Below are 25,279 nucleotides of genomic sequence, written 5' to 3'. Positions count from 1 at the left end.
CTACCGGCCCCAACGGCGTGTCGTGGCTCAGGCGTTGAGGTAGGCGAGCACCGCGAGCACGCGGCGGTTGCTGTCGCTCGACGGGGGCAGCACCAGCTTGGTGAAGATGTTGGAGATGTGCTTGGCGGCCGCGCCCTCGGTGATGGTGAGGCGCTGGGCGATCGCCGTGTTCGAGCAGCCCTCGGCCATCAGCTCCAGCACCTCGCGTTCCCGCCCGGTGAGCGCGGCCAGCGGCTCGTCCCGGGAGTGACTCGTCATCAGCTGGGCTACGACGGCGGGGTCCATGGCGGTGCCGCCGGCCGCGACCCGTCGTACGGCATCGATGAACTGCTCGTCGTCCAGCACGCTGTCCTTGAGCAGATAGCCGATACCGCCGGTGCCGTCGGCGAGCAGTTCGCGGGCGTACATCTGCTCCACGTGCTGGGAGAGGACGAGGATCGGCAGGCCGGGCTGCTCCCTACGGGCGCGCAGGGCGGCCTGGAGGCCCTCGGTGGTGAAGGTGGGCGGCAGCCGTACGTCGACGATGGCGACGTCGGGCCGGTGCTCGGCGATCGCGCCGGCGAGGTCCGTGCCGTTGTCGACGGCGGCTACCACCTCGAACCCGTAGGCCTCCAGGAGTTGGATGATCCCCTGCCTCAGGAGGAAGAGGTCTTCGGCGAGGACAACGCGCACGGTAGCTCCAGCTTCATCACGGTCGGACCGCCCGGGGGACTGCTGATCTCCAGGACCCCGTCAAAGGATGCCAGGCGCCGTCGGATGCCCTCCAGACCGCTCCCGGCCGAAGCCTCGGCGCCGCCCCGGCCGTCGTCGGTGACGCGCACGTGCAGGGTGCCGTCCGCGCACCAGGCGAGGACCTCGACGCGCTGGGCCTCGGCGTGCTTGAGGGCGTTGGTGAGCAGCTCCGACACCGCGAAGTAGACGGCGGACTCGACCGGGTCGGGGAGGGTGTCCGGGAGGTCCGCCACCACGGTGACCTGCAACGGGCTGGCCAGGCCCAGGGCGCGCAGGGCGTCGGCCAGGCCCCGCTCGGCGAGGACCGGCGGGTGGATGCCGCGGACCAGGTCGCGCAGTTCGCTCAGGGCCTGCACGGAGGAGCTGCGGGCCTCCCGCAGCATCCGCCGGGCCTCTTCGGGATCCTGGGCCATCTGCCGGTCGACGGCGCCGAGTTGGAGGCCGAGGCTGACCAGCCGGGCCTGGGCGCCGTCGTGCAGGTCGCGTTCGATGCGGCGCAGTTCGGCCGCCTGGATGTCGAGGGCGCCGGAGCGGGTCTCCGACAGGTGCTGCACGCGGGAGGCCAGTTGGGACTGCCGGGTCGGGCCGAGCAGGAAGCGGACGAAGCAGGCGTATCCCTTGAGGACCAGGGGGCTGAGGAGCACCCACCCGGTGAGGACGAGGAGCGCCAGCAGTCCCGCGGCCAGCGCGGCCGGCCAGCTGTCGACCGTGACGAAGGCGTACCAGCGGCCCTGTCCGCCCGCCGCGACGGGCTGCCACAGGCCGCAGGCCAGGAACAGCCCCTCCCCCGCGTAGTAGAGCAGGCCGGCCGGTACGAAACCGGCCAGGCCGACCACGCAGTTGAGCAGCAGCCACAGCAGGTCCCGCCAGGTCGCGGGGTCGGTGAGGATCCACTTGCAGCGGCGCATCCAGCCGACGATGTCCTTCTCGATCTCCTGCGGTTCGGGCCGGTAGGGCCGCTCCACGGGGACACCGGCGTGGGCGGCCGCGCGCCGGTTGAGGTCGGCCAGCCGGCGCACCGCCCTGGTGCAGTAGGGCAGCGCGAGAAAGCCGATGCCGATCACGGAGATGACGATGAAGTAGGCGGTGGTGACGAAGAGGACGATCGACAGCAGGGCTCCGGCGGCGATCGCCACGCCGACCAGGGTGTCCAGGGTGGCGCGGCCGAGTCGGGCCCGCCATGTGACCGGCACAGTCTCCATGCCCTCATGTTCCCATTCCTCGGCACCGGTCGTGGAGGGGCCGCTCCCGCCCGGGGGTGGCGGGAACGGCCCGGTCAGGGGGTGGCTCACGCGGCCTTCACCGTGTCGACGGCGGGTTCGCGCATGCCGCGCCAGGAGGGCAGCAGGGTGGCGCCGAACACCAGCAGCAGTGATCCGCCGACGATGGCGAGGTAGATGCCGATGGATCCGGAGGGCAGGTACGAGTGGCTCTTGACGAGGCTGTACGGGACGATCGTCGTCGCCGAGGCGATGGTGCCGAGGACGGTGGCGATGACGCCGATCAGCACGCCCTCGACGGTCAGCATGGCGAGCACCTGGGGGCGGGTGGCGCCGGTGAGCCGCTGCAGACCGAACTCCGCGCGCCGTTTCCGGGTGACCGACACCAGGGTGTTGACCACGGTGATGGCGGCGTAGCCCACGATCATGGCGACGATGGTGTAGTTGGCGGACACCAGGATCTGCTGGATCTGGTTGTTCCGGCCGGCCAGCGAGGAGCTGACGTCGAGTTCGGTACCGGGCACCCGGGCGGCCAGCGCGGCGAGCCGGTCATGGGCCTCGGTGCCGTGGCCGGGTGCGGTGCGGACCAGGATCTGGTGCGGCAGTGCGTCGCCGGTGTGCGGAGCGAGGCCGGCCGCGGGCAGCGTCAGGTACTCCTGTTTGGGGTTGTCGGTGTAGAGGGCCACGACGGTGGGGCGTACGGCGGTGCCGTCGCCGAGGTGCATCGGCAGCCGGTCGCCGACCTTGACGCCGTACTCGCGGGCCTTCTTGTCGGACAGGGCCACGGTGTCACCGCGCAGGTCGGTGAGCGAGCCGGCCACGACGGGCAGGTCCAGGCTCTGGCGTACGCCCTCGGCGGAGACCCCGCGCAGGTCGGCGTCGGCCGGGCCGTCCGGCCGGTCGACGAAGCCGCGGCTGATGACGAGCTCGGTGGCCGCGGCCACGCCAGGGGTGGCGCGTACCTTCTCGACGACGCCGGGGGCGAACCCGCCTGTCGTGGAGTCCAGGACGTAGTCGGCGAGGATGTTCTTGTCGTACGAGGTCCGGGAGACGTGGTCCTCGGTGGACTGCATGTAGAGGGTGCCGGTGGCGATGCCGATGAGCAGGACGATCGGCGCGACCGCGCCTGCCATGCGGACGGCGGCCGTGGCGGCGTTGCGCAGCGCGAGCCGGCCGGAGAGTCCGGTGCAGGCGCGCACCGGCAGCCGCAGCAGCGCCACCATGGCCTTGGTGATGCCGGGAGCGAGCAGGGCGAGCCCGATGCAGAAGAGCACGGAGGCGGGTCCGGCGGTGCTGGCGAGAGTGGGGCCGTCGCCCATGACGGTGGCGGTGGCGACGGCCAGGCCGATGCCGTCGGCGAGGAAGAACAGCGCGAGCAGCAGGCGGGGCACGCTCAACCAGCGGGTGGCGGCGTCGGCTTCGGCCAGCGCGGCGACCGGTTCGGTGCGGGCGGCCCTGCGTCCCGCGAAGCGGGTGGCGCCGGCCGCGGCCAGGACGGTGACGACGGCTCCGACGGCCATCGGGATCCAGCCCGCGTGGTAGACGATCTCCGACGACACGACGCCGCTGGAGGTCAGCACCCCGAACAACAGTCGGCCGATGGCCCATCCGGGCAGCAGGGCCAGCACCACGGATCCCACCGACAGCACGGCGGTCTCGCTGAGGATCATCCGCCGCAGCTGCTGCGGGGTGGAGCCGACCGCCCGCAGCAGCGCCATCTCGCGGGCGCGCTGCTGGAGGGAGAGGCCCAGGGTGGAGGCGACGCCGAACATGACGATCAGCACGACCGAGGAGCCGAAGACCGCCGCGAGGATGACGACGGTGCGCTGGCTGGGAAGGGTGCCGGGCAGTTCGGCGAGTCCGCGCTGCTCGCCGGTGAGCACCTCGGCGCGGTCGCCGACCGCCGAGCGCACCGCGTCCGCGACGGCGCCGACGCTCCTGCCGGGCTCGGGCAGCACGCCGATGGAGTCGATGCGCCCGCCGGCGAGGGTGCGTGCCTCGTCGTCCGTGAAGAACACGGCGGCGTGCGGGTTGTGGTCGCCGTGCTGTTCGGCGATCCCACTGACCCGGAACCGCCGGGTGGTGCCCTGGACGACGATGTCGACCACGGACCCGGGGCGGGCGGCCGCGCGCTTCGCCAGTCCCGAGTCGAGGACGACCTCGCCGTCGGCGGCGGGGGATCCACCGGCGGCGAGGGTATAGGGGGCGAGCCGGGCGCTCGCCCAGCCGTGGCCGTACGAGTCGGCCTTGCCCGTCAGCGGCTTGCCGTCCTCGAGGACGGTGGCCGGCACCGACACGTCGCCGACGGCCGTGCGCACGCCGTCGGCCCTGGCCACCGTGCCGAGCAGGCCGGGGTCGAGGCGGTGACGCTCGGTCAGGGCCGCGGAGTCGTAGGTCTGCTGGCCGGTGACGACGACCGGGGCGCCGGTGAGGCGTTGCGGGTGGGCCGCCATGCGGACGCCGGTCTCCATCAGGCCGCCACAGCCGATGACGATGGCGGCGCCGAGGAACATGGCGAGGAAGGTGGCGACGAAGCTCGTTTTGCGGAACTTCAGGGTGCGCAGTGCCAGGCGCCACATCAGTAACGCCCCCCGGAGGACATCGGCGAGCTCTGCCGCTGGGTGTCGTCCTCCCAGGCGCCGAGCCTGGTCATCCGGGCGGCGACCGCGTCGGGGGTCGGCCGGTGCAGTTCGCCGGCGAAGGTCCCGTCGGCGAGGAACACCACGCGGTCGGCGTAGGAGGCGGCGACCGGGTCATGGGTGACCATGACCAGCGTCTGGCGTGCGGTGTCGACGGACTCGCGCAGCAGGGCGAGCACGGACGCGGCGGTGCGGGTGTCCAGGGCGCCGGTGGGTTCGTCGGCGAAGACCACGGCGGGCCGGGTCACCAGGGCACGGGCGATGGCGACCCGCTGCTGCTGGCCGCCGGACAGCTGCGACGGCAGATGGCCGAGCCGGTCGGCCAGTCCCACGCGCTGTACGACAGTGCGGATCAGGCCCTTGTCGGGCCGCTGTCCGGCCAGTTGCAGCGGCAGCGTGATGTTCTGCATGACGGTCAGCGCGGGCAGCAGGTTGAAGGACTGGAAGATGAAGCCGATCCGGTCGCGGCGCAGCTTGGTCAGCCCGGTGTCGTCCAGGCCGGCGAGGTCGGTGCCGCCGACGGTGACCTTCCCGGAGCTGGGCCGGACCAGTCCCGCGGCGCAGTGCAGGAAGGTGCTCTTGCCCGATCCGGACGGGCCCATTACGGCGGTGAAGGTGCCGTCGGCGAAGCTCATGGTGAGCCCGCGGAGCGCGGCCACCTGGCTGTCTCCTCGGCCGTAGGTCTTCGACACGGCGTCGAGCCGTACCGCCTCCGCCCGGCGGAGGTCCTGTGAAGTGTGCACTGCGGGCTCCCCTATGAGATATCGCGTTTCCCACGCGGTGTCTGTGAACCAGATTAGGAACGGCGCGGCCGCGGCACATTGGCATTCTCCGGCCGGTTCGAGGTAGAGGTTTCTCTACCTCGGGACGCCAGGTTTCGGCGGGCGCTCGGGCACTTTGCGCAGCGGTGTCACCACCTTGTCCGCATATCTGGCTCCTCTACGAAAGGGCCGGTTGCCACCCGTGTCCCGGCCTGCGCCTGCGGGTACGGTCGAATCCGTCCGAAGAATCCACGAACGATGGGAAGTCCCATGGCCAGGAGGCCTGACCACGAGCTGACCGCGCAGGTCCGGCCCGACGGATATCTGGAGCTGTTCTCCCTGCGCACGGGGAAGCGCCACAGATGCGGGCCACGCGGCACGACGATGTGGCTGGCGCTCCAGCGCAGTGGCTGGCAGCCGGAATCGGCGGCGAACGAAATCGCCCTGCGATTAGGTGTCGATCCGGACAGTATCCGCTGCGATATCCAGGCATGGTTGGCGCATTTCCACGAGGCCGGCGACTGAGGAAAAACGGGCGAGGGAAGCCTTTCGGCCGCCCTCGCCCGAGCACGTCCGGCCCGGCTCGGTTTCAGGGAGTGCCGACGGCCCCCGCTGCGCGCAGCCACGCCTCGACCGCCTCGGCGGTGGCCTCCGCGAAATCCTCCAGAATCGTGAAGTGGGTGCCGGGCACGTCGACGGGTTCGTGCTCGGCCGGCCACCTGGCCCGCCAGTCGTCGGTGGCCGTGCCGGTCGCGAAGGACTCCTCGGGCCGCACGAACAGCACCGGCGCCGCCAGGGCGCCCGGCACGCAGTGCTGGATGAGGTCGCTGTAGCGGCTCATGGCGGCGAGGCGGGCAGTCCCGAAGCCGCCGAGGGCCGACTCCCGGTCCAGCATCCCGTCGAACATCTGCCGCCACAGGTCGTCCTTGCCGTCGTCCCCGGGCAGATAGGTGTCCAGCAGCACCACGGCCGAGGCCAGCTGTCCCGCCTTCTCCATGATCTCGGCCGCCGCGTGGGCGAACTGGCCGCCGGAGGAGTAGCCGACGAGGACGTACGGCCGCTCGTCCGGGCACGCCCGGCGGATGCCCTCGACGACCACCTCCACCACCGCGTCCACAGAGCGCGGCAGTGCCTCACCGGGGCCGAAACCGGGCACGGCCGGCACCAGCACGTCACGCCGGCCCTGGAAGTGCCGGGCGAAGCGGGCGTACTGGTGGGCACCGCCGAGCGCCATCGGAGAGGGCAGGCAGACCAACCGCGGGGCCGCGTCGCCGGTGGCCAGCCGTACCGGGTCGGTGATGTCGCCGAGTTCCGCCAGGGAGGAGAAGCCGGGGAGGATCTCGGCGACGGTGCGCAGCAGTTCGATGGCCCGCGGCATCCGCCCGTCCGCCGCCGCGCGCCGCACCAGCCCGCTGACCGATTCGAGTTCCTGGGCGCCTGCGACCGGTGCCGCCCCGCCGGCCACCAGGTGTCCGCACAGGGCGCCGGCGAGAGCGGCCGGGGTGCGGTGGTCGAAGACGGCACCGGCCGGCACGCTGGTACCCAGGGCACCGCCGAGGGCGTTGCGGAGTTCGGCGGCGGAGACGGAGTCCATGCCGATCTCCAGGAACACGGCGTCGGGGTCGACGGCCTCGGGCCCCGGGTGTCCGAGGATGCTCGCGGTCTGGGCGCGGACCATGTCGGTCAGGAGGGCCTCCTGTTCGGCCGGCGTGACACCTGCCAGCCGCTGCCGCAACGGCTCGGCGTCCGCGGTTTCGGGGTGGTGGGTGGGCGTGGGGTCGGTGAGCGGTCCGGCCGTCAGGGCCACGTCCGCGTTCAGCCAGTACCGTTCGTGCCGGAAGGCGTAGGTGGGCAGTTCGGCGCGGACCGTGCCGGGGAAGAGCGCCGCCCAGTCGGGGGCGAGGCCGTCGGTGTACAGACCGGCCAGGCCGGACATCAGGGCCGCGGGCTCGCTGCCGTGGCGCCTGCCGAGGGCGACGAAGACGACACCGTCGGTCTCGGGGCACTCGCGGGCGAGCCCGGTCAGGACCGCGTCGGGGCCGAGTTCGAGGAACCGCCCGGCGCCCGCGGCGGTGAGGGAGGCGACGGCGTCGGCGAACCGGACCGTCTCCCGTACGTGCCGCACCCAGTGGGCGGGGTCGCTCAGCCGCTCGGTCTCGGCCGGGCGACCGGTCAGGGTGGAGACCAGCGGGATCCGCGGCTCGCGGAAGGTCAGCTTCTCGGCCACGGCCCGGAAGGCGTCGAGCATGCCGTCCATCAGCGGCGAGTGGAAGGCGTGCGAGACGGCGAGCCGCCTGGTCTTCGCGAAGCCCGCCGCCGCGGCGAGCACCGCGTCCTCCGCTCCGGAAAGGACCACGGAGGACGGTCCGTTGACGGCGGCGAGCCCGACGCGGTCGTTCAGCAGCGGCCGTACGTCGTCCTCGCCGGCCTGCACGGCGACCATCGCACCGCCTTCGGGCAGCTCCTGCATGAGACGGCCGCGGGCGGCGACCAGGGTGCAGGCGTCGTCCAGGTCGAGCACACCCGCCACATGGGCGGCGGCGAGTTCCCCGACGGAGTGTCCGGCCACGAGGTCGGGTCGTACGCCGAAGGACTCCAGCAGCCGGAACAGGGCCACCTCGAAGGCGAACAGCGCCGTCTGCGCGTACTGCGTGCGGTGGACGGCGTCGGCGTCGGCGTCGTCACCCGCCAGCATCGAGGCCAGGTCCAGGCCGAGGCGGGCGTCGATCTCGTCGAAGGCGTCGGCGAACACCGGGTAGTGGGCGCGGAGTCCGAGGCCCATGCCGAGGCGCTGGGCGCCCTGCCCGGTGAACAGGAACGCCGTACGGGTCCCCGTCCGGGCCTTTCCGGTGGCGGCCGTGGGGGCGGGCGTACCGGTGGCGAGGGCATGCAGTGCGGCCATGAGGTGCTCGCGGTCGGTGCCGGTGACGGCAGCGCGGTGGTCGAACGTGGCGCGCCGGGTGCCGAGGGCCCGCGCCACGGCCGTCGGGCGCAGCTCGGGCCGGTCCGCCAGGAAGGCGTGCAGCCGCTCGGCCTGCGCGGGAAGGGCCTGTGCGGAACGGGCGGACAGGGGCCATACGACGGCCGGTGCGTCGGGTGCGGTGTCCGACGGGGGCCGGTCCTCCGCGGAGGCCTCCTCGATGATCGTGTGCGCGTTGGTGCCGCTGATGCCGAACGACGACACCCCCGCCCGGCGCGGCCGGTCCGTCACCGGCCAGGCCCGCTCCTCGGTCAGCAGACACACACGGCCCGCACCCCAGTCCACCTTCGTCGACGGCTCGTCCACGTGCAACGTCCTCGGCAGCACCCCGTGCCGCAACGCCATGACCATCTTGATGACACCCGCGACACCGGCCGCCGCCTGCGTGTGCCCGATGTTGGACTTCACCGACCCCAGCCACAACGGCACATCCCGCCCCTGACCATAAGTGGCCAGCAACGCCTGCGCCTCGATCGGGTCACCCAGCGTCGTACCCGTCCCGTGCGCCTCCACCACGTCCACGTCGGCCACCGACAACCGCGCCGCCGCCAGCGCCTGCCGGATCACCCGCTGCTGCGCCGGACCGTTCGGCGCCGTCAGCCCGTTGGACGCACCGTCCTGGTTCACGGCCGAACCCCGGACCACCGCCAGCACCGGATGACCGTTCACCCGCGCGTCCGACAACCGCTCCAGCACGAGCACGCCCAGCCCTTCGGAGAATCCGGTACCGGCCGCGTCGTCGGCGAAGGAGCGGCAGCGTCCGTCCGGGGAGAGGGCGCCCTGCCGGCTGAACTCCACATAGGTGCCCGGCGAGGCCATCACCGTCACTCCCCCGGCCAGTGCCAGGGTGCACTCCCCCTGCCGCAGGGCCTGGGCGGCCAGGTGCAGCGTGACGAGCGACGAGGAGCAGGCGGTGTCGACGCTGAGCGTCGGACCCTCGAGACCGAGGGTGTAGGCGACCCGGCCGGAGACGATGCTGCCGGACCCGAAGCTGCCGAAGTAGTCGTGGTACATGACGCCCGCGAAGACACCGGTGCGGCTGCCGCGCAGGGCGACGGGGTCGATGCCGGCGTTCTCCAGCGCCTCCCAGGAGCCTTCGAGCAGCAGTCGTTGCTGCGGGTCCATGACGAGGGCCTCGTTGGGGCTGATAGCGAAGAACGCGGCGTCGAAGTCGCCGGCGTCGTGCAGGAATCCGCCCACCCGGGTGTAGGAGCGGCCGGGCACGCCCGGGGTCGGGTCGTACAGGTCCGGGTCCCAGCCGCGGTCGTCGGGGAACGGGGTGATGCCCTCGTGGCCGTCGGCGACCAGGCGCCACAGGTCCTCGGGGGACCGGACACCGCCCGGGTAGCGGCAGGCCATGCCGACGATCGCGACCGGTTCCCGGGCCGCCGCCGTCAGCGCGCGGTTGCGTTCCCGCAGCCGCTCGATCTCCTTCAGCGAGGCGCGCAGTGCCTCGACCGTCCTGGTGTCCGGCTTCTCGGCCATGGTTCTCTTCCTTGTCGCAGGGACGTCGTCGCTGTACGTCGTCACAGGGCGTCGTCGTCCCCGACGAGGTCGTCGAGTGCCAGGCTGATCAAGCCCTCGGCGTCCATCGTGTCGATCGACGCGCGGCTGGGACCGCCGGCCGCCGTCGGCTCGGGCGCGGGGCGCAGCCCGGCGAGTTCGAGCAGGCTGTCCAGCAGGCCGGCCTCGCGGAGCCGCCCCAGCGGGATGGCGGCGAGCGCGGACCGCACGGTGTCCTCCTCGTCGCTCGGCCGGTCGCCGGTGCCCGGGGTCAGTTCGGCGGCGAGGTGGTCGGTGAGCGCGGCCGGTGTGGGGTGGTCGAAGACGAGCGTGGCGGTCAGCCTCAGGCCGGTGGACTCGTTGAGCCGGTTGCGGTACTCGACGGCGGTGAGCGAGTCGAACCCGAGGTCCTTGAAGGGCAGTTCATTCTCGATCTCTTCGACGCCGAGCACCGACCGGGCCTCGTCGCGCACCAGGCGCAGCAGCCGTTCGGTCCGTTCTTCGGGTGCGAGCGCGGCCAGTTCGCGGCGCAGCGCCGACGCGGCGGCCGTCGCGGCGGACCCGGTCCGGCGCGGTGCCCGTACCAGGGAGCGCAGCAGCGGGGCGACGCGGGTGGCCTCGCGCGGGGCGAGGTCGAGGCGGGCCGGCAGCAGGACCGGTTCGGCGCGGCCGACGCCGGTGTCGAACAGGGCGAGCCCCGCCTCGGCGTCGAGGCCGAGCACGCCGCCGGAGGCCATGCGGCGGGCGTCGGTGTCGCCGAGCCGGCCGGCCATGCCGCCGCTGCCCGCCCAGGCGCCCCAGGCGAGCGAGACCGCGGGCAGGCCGAGCGACCTGCGGTGGGCGGCGAGGGCGTCGAGGAAGGCGTTGCCCGCGGCGTAGCCGGACTGGCCGGGGCTGCCGAGCAGGCCGGCCGCGGAGGAGAACAGCACGAACGCCGTCAGCGGCCGTTCCCGGGTCAGGTCGTGCAGGTGCCAGGCGGCGTCCAGCTTCGGCCGCAGCACGGTGTCCATCCGCTCGGGTGTGAGGGAGGTCAGGACGGCGTCGGCGAGGACGCCGGCCGTGTGCACGACCGCGGAGACCGGGTGCTCGTCCAGGACCCGGGCGAGGGCGGCACGGTCGGCGGCGTCACAGGCGACGACCGTCACCCGCGCGCCGAGCCCGGTCAGTTCCTCGGCCAGTTCGGCCGCGCCGGGTGCCTCGGGTCCGCCTCGGCTGAGCAGCACCAGCTGCTCGGCGCCGTGCGCGGTGACCAGGTGCCGGGCGACCAGCCGGCCCAGGGCTCCGGTGCCGCCGGTGACGAGGACCCCGCCGGACCAGTCGGCCGGGGCGGGTTCGTCCCGGCGCGGCGCCCGCGCCAGCCGGGGCACGGTCAATCCGCCCTGCCGCAGCACCAGTTGGGGTTCACCGGAGGCGACGGCGGAGGGCAGCAGCCGCCGGGAGGCGTCCGAGTCGTCCAGGTCGGCGAGAACCAGCCGGTCGGGGTGTTCGGACTGGGCGGAACGGATCAGTCCCCACGCGGCCGCGGCACCGGGGTCGGTGACGTCCCCGGGACCGGTTGCGCCCCGGGTGGCCAGGACGAGGGTGGTCTCGGCGAACCGGGCATCGGCCAGCCAGTCCTGCGTCTGGGCGAGCAGCCGGCGGACGCCTGCCCGGACCTCCTCCGGTCCCTCGCCACCGGTGTGCACGACGACCAGGGCGTCCGGGGCCTGCTCGGCGGCCTCGGCGAGGTCGGCGGCGACGGCGACCTCGGCCACCTCGCCCGCCAGAGCGGCGGCCAACTCCTCGCGGCCGGCGCCGAGCACGCTCCACCGCCCGGCCTGCGGAGCCGTGGGCACGGAGAGGGGCAGCCAGTCCACGGCGAACAGGTCGTCGTGTCCGCCCGCGGCGGCCGCGGCGATCCGCTCCGGGTCCACCTCCCGCAGTGACAGCGACGTCACCCGGGCCACCGGCCTGCCGGTGTCGTCGGCGGCCTCGATGCGCACCGCGCCGGTACCCGCCGGGGTGATCCGCACCCGCAGGCCGGTCGCGCCCCGCGTGTACAGCTCCACGCCGTTCCAGGCGAAGGGCAGCGACATGCGCTCCTCCGCGCCCGCGCGCAGCCCGATGGTGTGCAGAGCGGCGTCGAGCAGCGCGGGGTGCAGTCCGAACGCGGTGGTGTCGGTGGGCACGGCGACCTCGGCGTACGCCTCCTCGCCGCGCCGCCAGGCCGCCCGCAGGCCCTGGAAGCGGGGCCCGTACTCGGCGCCCAGTTCCGCGAGCCGCTCGTAGACACCGTCCAGGCCGACCGGTTCGGCACCGGCCGGCGGCCAGGCGGTGAGATCGTGCCCGGGCCGCTCCTCCGCGGGCCGCAGCACACCGGCGGCGTGGGTGGTCCACGGGTCGCCGTCGGCCGTCGCGGCGTAGACGCGGAAGGCGCGGGCGCCGGTCGCGTCGGGCTCGCCGACCGAGCACTGCAGGCGTACGGCGCCGTCCTCGGGCAGGACCAGCGGTTCGGTGACGGTCAGTTCCTCCACCGCACCGCAGCCGACGCGGGCTCCGGCGGCGAGGGCCATCTCGACGAAGGCGGTGCCGGGCAGCAGCGGCACGCCGCCGACGCTGTGGTCGGCCAGCCACGGCTGGTCGGTGAGGGAGAGGTGGCCGGTGTACAGGGTGCCGTCGGCGCCGGCGAGTTCGACGGCGGTGCCGAGCAGCGGATGGTCGGCGGCCGGGCGTGGCAGGCCGAGGTCGCCGGTCATCCAGTAGCGGCGGCGCTGGAAGGCGTAGGTGGGCAGGTCCGAGCCGTCGCGGTGGGGCAGCAGGTCGCTCCAGTCGACGGCGGCGCCGTGCACGTGCAGGGCGGCGAGTCCCGTGAGCAGGGCCTCGGTCTCCTCACGGTCCTTGCGCAGCAGCGGTACGACCGCCGCCTCGTCGGGCAGGCATCCGGCGGCCGCGGGGGTGAGCGTGGCACCCGGGCCGACCTCGGCGAAGTGTCGTACGCCCGCCTCGTGCAGGGCGGTGACGGCGTCGGCGAAGCGGACGGCCTCGCGGGCGTGCCGCACCCAGTACTCGGGCGTCGACAGCTCCTCGGGGGCGGCCGGGGCGCCGGTGAGGGTGGACACCAGCGGGATGCGCAGCGTGCCGTACGACAGCGAGGCGGCGATCTCGCGGAACTCCTCCAGCATCGGCTCCATCAGGGCCGAGTGGAAGGCGTGGCTGACGGCCAGCTCCTTGGTGCGCTCGAAGCGGGCGGCCAGCGCGCGGGCCGCTCCGGCGGGGCCGGAGACGACCACGGACGCCGGCCCGTTGACGGCGGCGATCCCGACTCCTTCGCCCAGCAGCGGCGTGACCTCGGCCTCGGCGGCCTGCACGGCGATCATGGCGCCGCCCTCGGGCAGGGCCTGCATGAGGCGCCCCCGGGCGGCGACCAGGGTGCAGGCGTCCTTGAGGCCGAGCACGCCCGCGACATGGGCGGCGGCGAACTCGCCGACGGAGTGGCCGGCGAGCAGGTCGGGCCGGAGGCCGAAGGACTCCAGCAGGCGGTACAGGGCCACTTCGACAGCGAACAGCGCGGGCTGGGTGTAGGCGGTGCGCTCCAGCAGGTCGGCGGAGTCCAGGACGTCGGCGAGCGGCCGGTCCAGCAGCGGGTCCAGATGGGCGCGGACCTCGTCGAAGGCGGAGGCGAAGACGGGAAACGCCGCCGCGAGGCGGGTCCCCATGCCCGGCAGCTGCGAGCCCTGCCCGGAGAAGAGGAAGGCGAGCCGGCCGTCGGTGGCGGTGCCGACGACACCGGTCTGCGGGGTGCGGCCGTCCGCCAACGCCCGGACGCCCGTGGTCAGTTCGTCGGGGGTGCGGCCGAGGACGGCGGCGCGGTGGCCCAGCCGGCCGCGGGCGTGGGCCAGCGCGCCGGCGAGGCGGTGCGGGTCGGTGTCCGGGGTGGCGGACAGGTGCTCGAGCAGCCGGGCGGCCTGGGCGCGCAGGGCGTCCCGGGTGTGGCCGGAGAGCAGCCACGGCACGGTGCCGGTCGCGGGGGCGGCGGGTTCCCCGGAGCGCTGTCCGGCCGGTGGTGCGGCCTCGACGATCACATGGGCGTTGGTGCCGGAGATGCCGAAGGAGGAGATGCCGGCGCGGCGCGGGCGTCCCGGGTCGGGCCAGGGGCGGTTCTCGGTGAGCAGCCGGACGTTGCCGCCCTCCCACTCCACGTGCCGGGAGGGCCGGTCCACGCCGAGGCTGGCCGGCAGGGTCTCGTTGCGGATGGCCTCGACCATCTTGATGACGCCGGCGACACCGGCGGCGGCCTGGGTGTGGCCGAGGTTGGACTTGACCGAGCCGAGCCACAGCGGGCGGTCCTCGGTGTGCTCGGCGCCGTAGGTGGCGATCAGCGCCTGGGCTTCGATGGGGTCACCGAGGGTGGTGCCGGTGCCGTGCGCCTCGACCACGTCGACCTCGGCCGCCGCTACGCCGGCCGCCTCCAGGGCGCGGCGGATGACGCGCTGCTGGGCGGGGCCGTTGGGGGCGCTGATGCCGTTGGAGGCGCCGTCCTGGTTGACGGCGGTGCCGCGCAGCACGGCGAGGATCTTGTGGCCGTTGCGGCGGGCGTCGGAGAGCCGCTCCAGGAGCAGGACGCCGGCGCCCTCGCCGAAGCCGGTGCCGTCGGCGGCGTCCGCGAAGGGCTTGCAGCGGCCGTCCCGGGACAGCCCCCGGTGCCGGCTGAACTCCACGAAGGTGCCCGGGGTCGCCATCACGGTCACTCCCCCGGCCAGCGCCAGCGAGCAGTCGCCCTGCCGCAGCGACTGGGCGGCCAGGTGCAGCGCCACCAGCGACGAGGAGCAGGCCGTGTCGACAGACAGGGTCGGTCCCTCCAGGCCCAGGGTGTAGGCCACCCGGCCGGAGACCACGCTGCCGGAGCCGAAGCTGCCGAAGTAGTCGTGGTACATCACGCCGGCGAACACGCCGGTGTCGGAGCCGCGCAGGACGGCGGGGTCGATGGAGGCGCGCTCCAGGGCCTCCCACGAGGTCTCCAGCAGCAACCGCTGCTGGGGATCGGTGACCTCGGCCTCCTCGTCGTCCATGGCGAAGAACGCCGGGTCGAAGTCGGCGGCGTCGTACAGGAAGGCGCCGTGCCGGGTGTAGCTGGTGCCGGGCCGGTCCAGGGTCGGGTCGTGGAGGTTCTCCACGTCCCAGCCGCGGTCGGCGGGGAACTCGCCGACGGCGTCCCGTCCTTCGGCGACCAGACGCCACAGGTCCTCCGGCGAGGCGATGCCGCCGGGGAAGCGGCAGGCCATGCCGATGACGGCGATCGGCTCGTCGGCGGCGGCGCCCCGGGGCTCGATGCGGGCGGCCGCCTCGGCGAGGGTGCCGGTGAGTTCGCCGAGCAGGTGACGGGCGAGTTCCGACGGGGTGGGGTGGTCGAACACCAGGGTGGCGGGCAGCCGTAGGCCGGTCGCCGCGGTGAGCCGGTTGCGCAGTTCCACGGCGGCCAGCGAGTCGAAGCCGAGTTGCCGGAAGGCCAGAGTGCGGCCGACGTCCTGGGCGGAGCGGTAGCCGAGGAGGGTGGCGACATGGCTCTGCACGAGTTCGGTGAGGAACGGCTCGCGCTCCGTCTCCAGCAGCCCGGCGAGCCGCTCCCGCAGCGCGTCGGCGCCACCGGCCGGGCTCCGCCCGGTGGCCGCGCCGGCCCGGCGGACGGGCACCAGGGCGCGGAACAGCGGGGCCAGGCCCTCGCCCTGGGCACGCAGCGAGGCCATGTCCAGCTTGACGGGCAGCACGGCGGGGTCGTCGCCGCTCAGGGCGGCGTCGAACAGCGCGACACCCTCCTCCGTCTCCAGGGGTGCGACACCGCCGCGGGCGATGCGCGCGCGGTCCGTCTCGTCGAGCGTGCCGGTCATGCCGCCGGCCTGCGCCCACAGGCCCCAGGCCAGGGAGTGGGCGGGCAGTCCGAGGGCCCGGCGGTGCACGGCGAGCGCGTCGAGGTAGGCGTTGGCGGCGGCGTAGTTGGCCTGGCCCGGCGAGCCGAGCGTGGCGGCGGACGAGGAGAACAGCACGAACGCCGACAGGTCCAGGTCCGCGGTGAGTTCGTGCAGGTTCCAGGCGGCGTCGACCTTCGGCCGGAACACCGTGTCGATGCGCTCCGGCGTCAGGGAGGTGAGCACGCCGTCGGCGAGGACTCCGGCCGCGTGGATCACGGCGGTCAGCGGCCGGTCGTCCGGTACGGCGTCCAGCACGGCGCGGAGCGCGGCCCGGTCGGCGACGTCGCAGGCGACGCTCGTCACCTCGGCGCCCAGCCCGGTGAGTTCCGGGACGAGGGCGCCGGTGGCGCCGCTGCGGCTGAGCAGCAGCAGGTGCCGCACGTTCCGTTCGGTGACCAGGTGGCGGGCGAGGATCCGGCCGAGGGCACCGGTGGCGCCGGTGAGCAGGACGGTGCCGGTGCCGAGATCGCCGGCGGCGAGGGCCGTGTCCGGGCCGTCGGTGACGCGGGTCAGTCGCGGCACCTGCCAGGCGCCGTCCCGGAGGGCCAGGTGCGGCTCGCCGGTGGCCACTGCCTCGGCGAGGCGTCCGGCGTCCGGCTCCTCCTCGGCCTCGACCAGTACGAGGCGGCCGGGGTTCTCCGACTGGGCCGAGCGGACCAGACCGCCGACCGCGGCTCCTGCCGCATCGGTGCCGGTGGCGACGACAACGGTGGCTCGGTCGTCCTCGGCGAGCCGGGTACGCAGCTCGTCCAGGACCGTCTCGACGGCCGCCCGGGTCTCGGCGGCGCTCACCCCGGCCGGGGCACGCAGCATCTCCGCTGCCGGAGCGGCCCCCGTGGCGACCGGGGCCGGCACCCAGTCCACCCGGTACAGCCCGCCCGCCCGGGCCGAGCGGGCCGCGGCCTGCAGCGCATCGGTCCGCAGGGGGCGCAGGGTGAGGGAGTCGACCGTGGCGACGGGCGCGCCGGTGGGGTCGGCGAGGGCCAGGGAGACGGTGCCCTCGCCGGTGGGCCGGACACGGACGCGCAGTGCGGTCGCTCCGGTGGCGTGCAGGCGTACCCCGGACCAGGTGAAGGGCAGCAGAGCCGCGTCGCCCGCGGCGTCGGTCAGGCCGATCGTGTGCAGGGCGGCGTCGGAGAGGGCCGGGTGCAGGCCGAAGCCGTCGGGGTTCGCGTCGGTGGCGACCTCCGCGTACAGGTCGTCCCCGGTGCGCCAGGCGGTGCGCAGGCCCTGGAACAGCGGCCCGTAGCCGAGGCCGAGCGCGGCGAGCTCGTCGTACAGGCCGTCCAGGCCGATGACTTCGGCGCCCTGCGGGGGCCATGCGGTGAGCGGGGCGGTGTCGGCCGGGAGGGTGCCGGTCGGCGCGAGCAGGCCGTCGGCGTGCCGGGTCCACGGCAGTTCCTCGTCGGGGCTCTCCGGACGCGACCAGATGGACACCGGGCGGGTTTCCCCCTCGGGCGCGCCCACGACGACCTGCAGCTGGACGGCACCGTGGTCGGGCAGCACCAGCGGTGCGTGCAGGGTGAGTTCGGCGATGTCGCCGCAGCCGACCTGGTCCCCGGCGCGCAGGGCGAGTTCCAGGTGGCCGGTGCCGGGAAAGAGCAGCCGGCCGCCGACGCGGTGGTCCTCGAGCCAGGGCTGGGCGGCCGGAGAGAGCCGTCCGGTGAGGACGACGCCCTCACTGTCGGCCCGTACCATCGCGGCGCCGAGCAGGGCGTGGTCGGTGGGGGCGAGCCCGGCGGAGGTGACGTCGGCTCCGTTCGCCGTGCTGTCGAGCCAGTACCACTCGTGCTGGAAGGCGTAGCCGGGCAGTGGGACGCGGCGCGGCCGGCGGCCCTCGGCGACGGCGGCCCAGTCGACGGTCGCGCCCTGGGTGAAAGCCTCGCCGAGGGCGGTCAGCAGCCGGTCCCGGCCGCCCTCGTCGCGGCGCAGGGAGCCGACGGCGGCCACGGCGTCGTCGGTCTCCTGGATGCCGAGGGTCAGCACCGGGTGCGGGCTGGACTCTATGAACAGCTGGTGTCCGTCGGCGACGGCCGCGCGCACCGCCTGCTCGAACAGCACGGTTCCGCGCAGGTTGGTGTACCAGTACCCGGCGCCGAGTCGAGCGGTGTCGACGAGGCCGCCGGTGACGGTCGAGTAGAACGGCACCGGTACGGCCCGCGGTTCGATGCCGTCGAGTACGTCGGCGAGGCGTTCGCGCAGGGTCTCGACATGGGCGCTGTGGGAGGCGTAGTCCACGGGCAGGCGCTTGGCGCGGACCTTCTCCGTCCGCAGCCGGGTGAGGAGTTCGTCCAATGCGTCGGGGTCGCCGGACACCACCGTGGAGGCGGCGCCGTTGACGGCGGCGACCGACAGCCGGCCGTCCCAGGCGGCGAGCCGGGCACGGACCGCGTCGGCGCCCTCTCCGACGGACATCATGCCGCCGGAACCGGACAGCAGTTCGGCGATGGCCTGGGAGCGCAAGGCGACGACACGGGCGCCGTCCTCCAGGGACAGCGCGCCGACCGCGCAGGCGGCGGCGATCTCGCCCTGGGAGTGGCCGATGACGGCGGCCGGGGTGACTCCGTACGCGCTCCAGAGGTGCGCCAGGGACACCATGACGGCCCACAGCAGCGGCTGGACGACGTCGACCCGGTCGAGGTCGCCGCGCAGCTCGGTGTGGAAGTCCCAGTCGGTGTGCGGCGCGAGTGCGGCGGCGCACTCGGCCATGCGGGCGGCGAACACCGGGGAGTCGCCGAGGAGTTGGGTGGCCATGCCCGACCACTGGGAGCCCTGGCCGGGGAAGACGAACACGGGCCGGGCGCGGCCGGCCGCGGTGCCCAGGGCGAGGGTGCGGGCCGTGGTGCCGTCGGCCAGCGCGGTGAGGGCGGCGCGCAGTTCGTCCGGGTCGGCTCCGGTGATCGAGGCCCTGTGCGCGAAACGGGCGCGGGTCGTGGCCAGCGACCAGCCGACGTCGGCCGGGCCGAGCCCGGGGTGGGTGTCGAGGTGGCCGAGGAGGGCCGCGGCCTGGCTGGCGAGGGCGGCGGGCGTCCTCGCGGTGAGCAGCCACGGGACGGCGAGGCCGTCGGGGCCGGTGTGCCGCGGCTCGGCGGGAGCGGGCGGGGCCTGTTCGAGGATGACGTGGGCGTTGGTGCCACTGATCCCGAACGAGGACACACCGGCCCGGCGCGGCCGGCCGAGCCGCGGCCAGTCCCGCTGCTCCGTCAGCAGCCGTACCCGCCCGGCGTCCCAGTCGACCTTCGTGGACGGCGCGTCCACGTGCAGGGTCTGCGGCAGCACCCCGTGCCGCATCGCCATGACCATCTTGATGACGCCCGCGACACCGGCGGCGGCCTGCGTGTGCCCGATGTTGGACTTGACCGAGCCCAGCCACAGCGGCTCTGCCCGTTCCTGACCGTAGGTGGCCAGCAGCGCCTGCGCCTCGATCGGGTCACCCAGCGTCGTACCCGTCCCGTGTGCCTCCACGACGTCGACGTCGGCGGTGGTGAGGCGGGCGTTCTCCAGGGCTTCCAGGATGACGCGTTCCTGGGAGGGGCCGTTGGGGGCGGTGAGGCCGTTGGAGGCGCCGTCCTGGTTGACGGCGGTCCCGCGGACGACGGCCAGCACCTCGTGGCCGTTGCGCCGGGCGTCGGAGAGCCGTTCCACCACCATGACGCCGACGCCCTCGCCCCACACGGTGCCGCCCGCCGCGTCGGCGAAGGCGCGGGTACGGGCGTCGGGAGCGAGCGCGCCCTGCCGGCTGAACTCGATGAACGTCTCCGGGGTGGCCATGACGGCGACGCCGCCGACGAGGGCGAGAGCGGACTCGCCCTGCCGCAGCGACTGGGCGGCCAGGTGCAGGGCCACCAGCGACGAGGAGCACGCGGTGTCGACGGACAGCGACGGGCCCTCCAGACCCAGGGTGTAGGCGACGCGCCCGGAGATGATGCTGCCGGATCCGAAGCTGCCGAAGTAGTCGTGGTACTGGACGCCGGTGAACACGCCGGTGCGGCTGCCCCTGAGGCTGTGCGGGTCGATGCCCGCGCTCTCCAGGGCCTCCCACGAGGTCTCCAGCAGCAGCCGCTGCTGGGGGTCCATGACGAGGGCTTCCTTGGGGCTGATGCCGAAGAACGCGGCGTCGAACGCGCCGGCGTCGTGCAGGAATCCGCCCTCACCGACGTAGGAGGTGTCGGGGCGCTGCCGGGTGGCGTCGACGATCCGGTCGACGTCCCAGCCCCGGTTGGCCGGGAACGGGGTGATGGCGTCGGTGCCGTCGGCGACCAGCCGCCACAGGTCCTCGGGGCTGCGGACGTCGCCCGGGTAGCGGCACGCCAGACCGACGATCGCCAGCGGTTCGTCGGCGCGGGCCTTGACGGTACGACGACCGCGGCGCGCCCCGGTGCGGGCGCCGCCGACCAGGGTGCCGAGGTGGGTGGCGAGCGCCTCGGGCGAGGGGTGGTCGAAGACGAGGGTGGCGCTGAGCCGCCGGCCCAGTTGGGCGGACAGGGAGTTGCGCAGTTCGATGGCGGCGAGCGAGTCGAAGCCGAGGTCCTTGAACGCCCGGTCGGTCTCCACGCTGCCCGCGTCGGCGTGCCCGAGCACGGCGGCGACGTGTGCGCGGACGGTGTGCAGCAGCGCCTCGGCGCGCTCCTCGTCCCCGAGGGCGGCCATGCGCTCGGCGAAGGTGACGTCGGCGCCCTCGGCGGCGGCCTCCCGGCGCACCGGCCGGCCGGCCAGCGCACGCAAGACGGGCGCGAGGCCGCTGCCCTGGGCGCGCAGCGCGGGCAGGCTGAGGCGCACCGGTGCCAGGGCGGGACGTCCGGCGCGCACCGCCAGGTCGAACAGGGCGGTACCCTCCTCCGCGGACAGGGCCGTCATGCCGCCGCGGGCCATACGGGCGCGGTCGGCCTCGTCGAGGGAGCCGGTCATGCCACCGGACGGCGCCCACGGCCCCCACGCCAGCGACAGCGCGGGTGTGGCCCGGGCGTGGCGGCGGGCGGCGAGGGCGTCCAGGAGGGCGTTGGCGGCGGCGTAGTTGCCCTGGCCCGGGGCGCCCACGGTGCCGGCGACGGACGAGAACAGCACGAACGCCGAGAGCCCCTCGGTCAGTTCGTGCAGGTGCAGGGCGGCGAGCGCCTTCGGCGCGAGGACCGTGTCGATCCGCTGGGGGGTGAGGGAGGAGACCACACCGTCGTCGAGGACACCGGCGGCGTGCACGACCGCGGTGAGCGGGTGCGCGGCCGGGATGCCGGCCAGCACGGCGGCGAGGGCGTCCCGGTCGGCGACGTCGCAGGCGTGGGCGGTCGCGGTGGCGCCGAGGCCGGCGAGTTCGGCGACCAGGTCGCCCGAGTCGCCCGACCGGCTGAGCAGCGCGAGGTGACGGACGCCGTACGCGGCGACCAGATGCCGGGCCAGCACCGGCCCCAGGCCTCCCGTGGCGCCGGTCAGCAGCACGGTTCCCTCGGGATCGAGACTCAACTCGCCCGATTCCTCCGGTGCTTCGGCGCGCACGAGCCGGGCCGCGTGAGCGGTGCCGGAGCGCAGGGCGATCTGCGGCTCGCCGGACGCGAGCACGGCGGGCAGGACGGAGGTGGCGTCCGTGCCCGGTTCGAGGTCGAGCAGCACGAACCTGTCGGGGTTCTCCGATTGCGCGGACCGCACCAGACCCCATACGGCGGCCCCGGCCAGGTCGGGCACGTCCTCCCCGGCGACGACGCCCACCGCGCCGTGGGTGACGACGGCCAGCGGGCGGGGATCGTCGTCCCGGAGAGCCTCGAGCGCGCGGTGCAGCGCCTCCCGTACGGCAGCGGGGTCCGTCCCCGGAGCGCTGTACAGCACCCGGTGCTCGCTGTCCGGGGCGTCGCCGTCCAGGGGCACCGGCTGCCAGTCGAGGGCGAACAGGGCGTCGGCGGTCGTGTCGCGGGCAGCGCGCAGGTTGGCGAGCGGGCGGGAGGCCAGTGAGGTGACCGTGGCGACGGGGGCGCCGGTGGCATCGGCCAGGTCTACGGCGAAGGCGTGCGGCCCGCTGGGCACCAGCCGGGCGCGCAGCACGGAGGCGCCGACCGCGTGCAGGGTGACGCCCTCGAACATGAAGGGCAGCCGGGCGGTGTCGGCGGCGGATCCGTCGCCGAGCAGGGCGAGGGAGTGCAGGGCGGCGTCGAAGGCGGCCGGGTGCAGGCCGAAGCGGGGCGCCTCGGCGGCGGGCCGCTCCGGCAGCCGCACCTCGGCGAAGACCTCCTCGCCGCGTCGCCAGGCCGCCGTCAGCGCCTGGAAGACGGGGCCGTACTCCAGACCGGCGGCGGCGTGCCGCTCGTACAGACCGGTGATGTCGAGGGGCTCGGCGTCCTCGGGCGGCCAGACGTCCAGCCGGGTGCCCGGCGTGCCGGTGGCGGCGGTGAGGAGGCCGGAGGCGTGCAGGGTCCAGGACTCGTCGGCGGGCAGGCTCTCGGCGCGGGCGTACACGTGCACGCTCCGGGCGCCGGAGGCATCCGGCGCCCCGACGGCGACCTGGACGCGCGTCCCGTCGTCCCGGGGCAGTACCAGCGGTACTTCCAGGGCGAGTTCCTCCAGGCGTCCGCAGCCGACCTGGTCGCCGGCGCGGACGGCAAGCTCGACCATGGCGGTGCCGGGGACGACAACCGATCCGCCGACGACGTGGTCGGCGAGCCAGGGGTGGGTGCGGACCGCCAGCCGGCCGGTGAGCACGGCACCGTCGGAGTCGGCCAGCATCGTCGCCGCGCCGAGCAGCGGGTGGTCGGCGGAGTCCAGTCCAGCGGAGCCGACGTCACCGACCGGGGCGGACGCCTCGGGCCAGAACCGTTCGCGCTGGAAGGCGGTGGTGGGCAGGTCGACGGTGCGGGCGCCGGTGAACAGGGCGGTCCAGTCCAGCGCGGCCCCGCCGGTGTACATCTGCGCCACGGCGGTGAGGAGCGTCTCCGTCTCGTCGCGCTCGCGGCGGGTGGCGGCGGCGAGCACGGCGCCGGCGTCCGTGCCGTCGGCGGCCAGACACTCACGGGCCATGGCCGTCAGCACGGCGTCGGGGCCGAGTTCCAGGAAGCGCGTGACGCCCGCGGCGGCGAGGGAGCGTATCCCGTCGTGGAAGCGGACCGCCTCGCGCACGTGCCGTACCCAGTAGTCGGGGCCGGCGAGATCCTTGGTGGCGAGGGCGCCGGTGACGTTGGAGACCACCGGGACGGTGGCCCGGTGGAAGGTCAGGGACTCGGCTACCGACCGGAATTCGGCCAGCATCGGATCCATGAGCGGCGAGTGGAAGGCGTGCGAGACCTTCAGCCGCCGGCTCTTGTCGAAGCGCGCGGCCACCGCCTCGGCCTCGGCCGCGTCGCCGGAGATCACCACGGAGCCGGGGCCGTTGACGGCGGCGACACCGACCCGCTCGGTCAGCAGCGGGCGGACCTCCTCCTCGGTGGCGCGTACGGCGAACATCGCGCCGCCCCCGGGCAGCGCCTGCATCAGCCGGCCGCGCGCGGCGACCAGCGTGGTCGCGTCCTTCAGGTCCAGGACGCCCGCCACATGGGCGGCGGCTATCTCGCCGACGGAGTGCCCGGCCAGGCAGTCGGGCGCGAGGCCCCACGACTCCACCAGTCGGTACAGCGCGACCTCGAAGGTGAACAGCGCGGTCTGGGTGCGGGCGGTCCGGTTCAGCGGCTCGGGGTCGTCGCCGAACATCACGTCGCGCAGGGCGTCGCCGAGCAGCGAGCAGATCTCGTCGACGGTGCGGGCGAACACCGGGAAGCGCGCGTACAGTTCGCGGCCCATGCCGGCGCGTTGCGAGCCCTGCCCGGTGAACAGGAAGGCGGTCTGTCCCTTGCGGACGCGGCCCCAGGCGGCGCCCTGGCCGCCCTCGGCGACGCGCGCCGTCGCCGCCATGAGCGCGTCGAGGCCGGTGCCGAGGACCACGGCCCGGTACTGGTGGGCGGTGCGGGTGGCGGCCAGGGAGTGCGCCACGTCGACCGGGTCCGCTTCGCCCGCGGCGGCCACCAGGCGGGCGGCCTGCTCGCGCAGGGCGCGCTCGGTCCGGCCGGAGAGCACCCACGGCACCAGCGGCGGCGCCGTACGCGGCTCAGCCTGCGCCGTTTCCTCCGCGGGGGCCTCCTCCAGGATGGTGTGCGCGTTGGTACCGCTGGCGCCGAAGGAGGAGACGGCGGCCCGGCGCGGGCGGCCGGGGTCGGTCCAGGGCCGGTTCTCCGTCAGCAGCCGGACCTGGCCCTGGGTCCAGTCGACCTTGGTGGACGGCTCGTCGGCGAACAGCGACCTGGGCAGGATCCGGTGCCGCATCGCCATGACCGCCTTGATGATCCCGGCGACGCCGGCCGCGGCCTGGGTGTGCCCGATGTTGGACTTCACCGAGCCGAGCCACAGCGGGGCGTCCGCGGGCCGGTCCTGGCCGTAGGTGGCGAGCAGTGCCTGGGCCTCGATCGGGTCGCCGAGGGTGGTGCCGGTGCCGTGCGCCTCCAGCAGGTCCACGTCGGCCGGGCCGAGCCGGGCGCCGGTCAGCGCGGCCCGGATGACGCGCTGCTGGGAGGGCCCGTTGGGCGCGGTCAGGCCGTTGGAGGCGCCGTCCTGGTTGACGGCGGAGCCGCGGACGACGGCCAGCACCTCGTGGCCGTTGCGGCGGGCGTCGGAGAGCCGTTCCAGCACCAGCATGCCGGCGCCCTCGCTCCAGCCGGTGCCGTCGGCGGCGTCCGCGAAGGACTTGCAGCGGCCGTCGAGGGCGAGGCCGCGCTGGCGGGAGAAGGCGATGAAGTTGCCCGGCGTGGACATCACGGTCGCGCCGCCCGCGAGGGCGAGGGTGCACTCCTTGTCGCGCAGCGCCTGTACGGCGAGGTGCACCGCGACGAGCGCGGAGGAACAGGCGGTGTCGATGGTGACGGCGGGGCCCTCCAGGCCCAGGGTGTAGGAGATGCGCCCGGAGATCACGGCGGCCAGCACGCCGGTGCCGAGCGCCGCCTCGCTGTCCTCCGGCATCTTCGCCAGCAGGTCCTTGTAGTCCTGGCCGTTGGTGCCCGCGAACACCCCGATCCGGGCTCCGTGCGCCGAGTCGGGGGCGATCCGGGCCCTCTCCAGCGCCTCCCACGACACCTCCAGCAGCAGCCGCTGCTGGGGGTCCATCGCGACCGCCTCGCGGGGGCTGATGCCGAAGAAGTCCGGCTCGAACCCGGCCGCGTCGTCCAGGAACCCGCCGCGCCTGACGTACGTCCTGCCGGTGGCGTCCGGGTCGGGGTCGTACAGGACGTCGACGTCCCAGCCCCGGTCGGCGGGGAAGTCACCGATGGCGTCGGTGCCGTCGTGGACGAGTCGCCAGAACTCCTCCGGGGTGGTCACGCCGCCGGGAAAGCGGCAGCTCATTCCGACGATGGCGATGGGTTCCCGGTCCTGTGTCTCCACCTCGCGCAGCCGCTGACGGGTCTGGGCCAGGTCGGCGGAGACCCTCTTGAGGTAGGAGAGCAGCTTGTCGTCGTTGGTCATCGGGTGTCGCCACTCCTGTGCGAAGAGGTGGACT

General features: G+C 74.5%; 7 protein-coding genes. 1 reads left to right on the top strand and 6 read right to left on the bottom strand.

Features of this window, described 5'->3' with window-relative positions:
* Positions 1-27 precede the first annotated feature (27 nt).
* The 4 genes from AB0D93_RS19930 to AB0D93_RS19915 all read right to left on the bottom strand — a co-directional run bounded on the left by AB0D93_RS19930 (position 28) and on the right by AB0D93_RS19915 (position 5,334).
* A complete protein-coding gene (locus AB0D93_RS19930; RefSeq protein ID WP_362120987.1) occupies positions 28-672 on the bottom strand; it encodes a response regulator transcription factor in 645 nt (214 codons plus the stop codon).
* Positions 636-1,934, bottom strand: coding sequence for a sensor histidine kinase (locus tag AB0D93_RS19925; protein WP_362120986.1), 1,299 nt, complete (start codon positions 1,932-1,934; stop codon positions 636-638). Before AB0D93_RS19925 ends, AB0D93_RS19930 begins: the two co-directional genes overlap by 37 nt.
* Before the next feature lie 86 nt (positions 1,935-2,020).
* A complete protein-coding gene (locus AB0D93_RS19920; RefSeq protein ID WP_362120985.1) occupies positions 2,021-4,531 on the bottom strand; it encodes an FtsX-like permease family protein in 2,511 nt (836 codons plus the stop codon).
* Complete coding sequence (locus tag AB0D93_RS19915) at positions 4,531-5,334, bottom strand: ABC transporter ATP-binding protein (protein ID WP_362120984.1); 804 nt, start codon at positions 5,332-5,334, stop codon at positions 4,531-4,533. The genes AB0D93_RS19920 and AB0D93_RS19915 overlap by 1 nt, the downstream gene beginning before the upstream one ends.
* A gap of 288 nt (positions 5,335-5,622) precedes the next feature.
* Here AB0D93_RS19915 and AB0D93_RS19910 point away from each other — a divergent pair, with 288 nt between their 5' ends.
* A complete protein-coding gene (locus tag AB0D93_RS19910) occupies positions 5,623-5,877 on the top strand; it encodes a hypothetical protein (protein ID WP_362120983.1) in 255 nt (84 codons plus the stop codon).
* A 64-nt stretch (positions 5,878-5,941) separates the two neighbouring features.
* Here the strand turns inward: AB0D93_RS19910 and AB0D93_RS19905 are convergent, their stop codons facing one another.
* Both AB0D93_RS19905 and AB0D93_RS19900 read right to left on the bottom strand, forming a co-directional pair.
* Positions 5,942-9,817 carry an alpha/beta fold hydrolase gene (locus AB0D93_RS19905; protein WP_362120982.1) on the bottom strand — a complete coding sequence of 1,292 codons (3,876 nt, stop codon included), beginning with the start codon at positions 9,815-9,817 and terminating at the stop codon, positions 5,942-5,944.
* 41 nt (positions 9,818-9,858) lie between these two features.
* Positions 9,859-25,245 carry a type I polyketide synthase gene (locus tag AB0D93_RS19900; protein WP_362120981.1) on the bottom strand — a complete coding sequence of 5,129 codons (15,387 nt, stop codon included), beginning with the start codon at positions 25,243-25,245 and terminating at the stop codon, positions 9,859-9,861.
* Positions 25,246-25,279: the final 34 nt, after the last annotated feature.

The sequence above is a fragment of the Streptomyces sp. NPDC048191 genome (assembly GCF_040652655.1).
Lineage (GTDB): Bacteria > Actinomycetota > Actinomycetes > Streptomycetales > Streptomycetaceae > Streptomyces.
This window is presented reverse-complemented; position numbering and strand designations above follow the sequence as displayed.

What these genes read in the sequence shown, in the direction of transcription:
- AB0D93_RS19925 (WP_362120986.1), bottom strand. Translation starts at nt 1,934, where the DNA reads ATGGAGACTGTGCCGGTCACATGGCGGGCCCGACTCGGCCGCGCCACC.
- AB0D93_RS19900 (WP_362120981.1), bottom strand. Translation starts at nt 25,245, where the DNA reads ATGACCAACGACGACAAGCTGCTCTCCTACCTCAAGAGGGTCTCCGCC.
- AB0D93_RS19920 (WP_362120985.1), bottom strand. Translation starts at nt 4,531, where the DNA reads ATGTGGCGCCTGGCACTGCGCACCCTGAAGTTCCGCAAAACGAGCTTC.
- AB0D93_RS19905 (WP_362120982.1), bottom strand. Translation starts at nt 9,817, where the DNA reads ATGGCCGAGAAGCCGGACACCAGGACGGTCGAGGCACTGCGCGCCTCG.
- AB0D93_RS19910 (WP_362120983.1), top strand. Translation starts at nt 5,623, where the DNA reads ATGGCCAGGAGGCCTGACCACGAGCTGACCGCGCAGGTCCGGCCCGAC.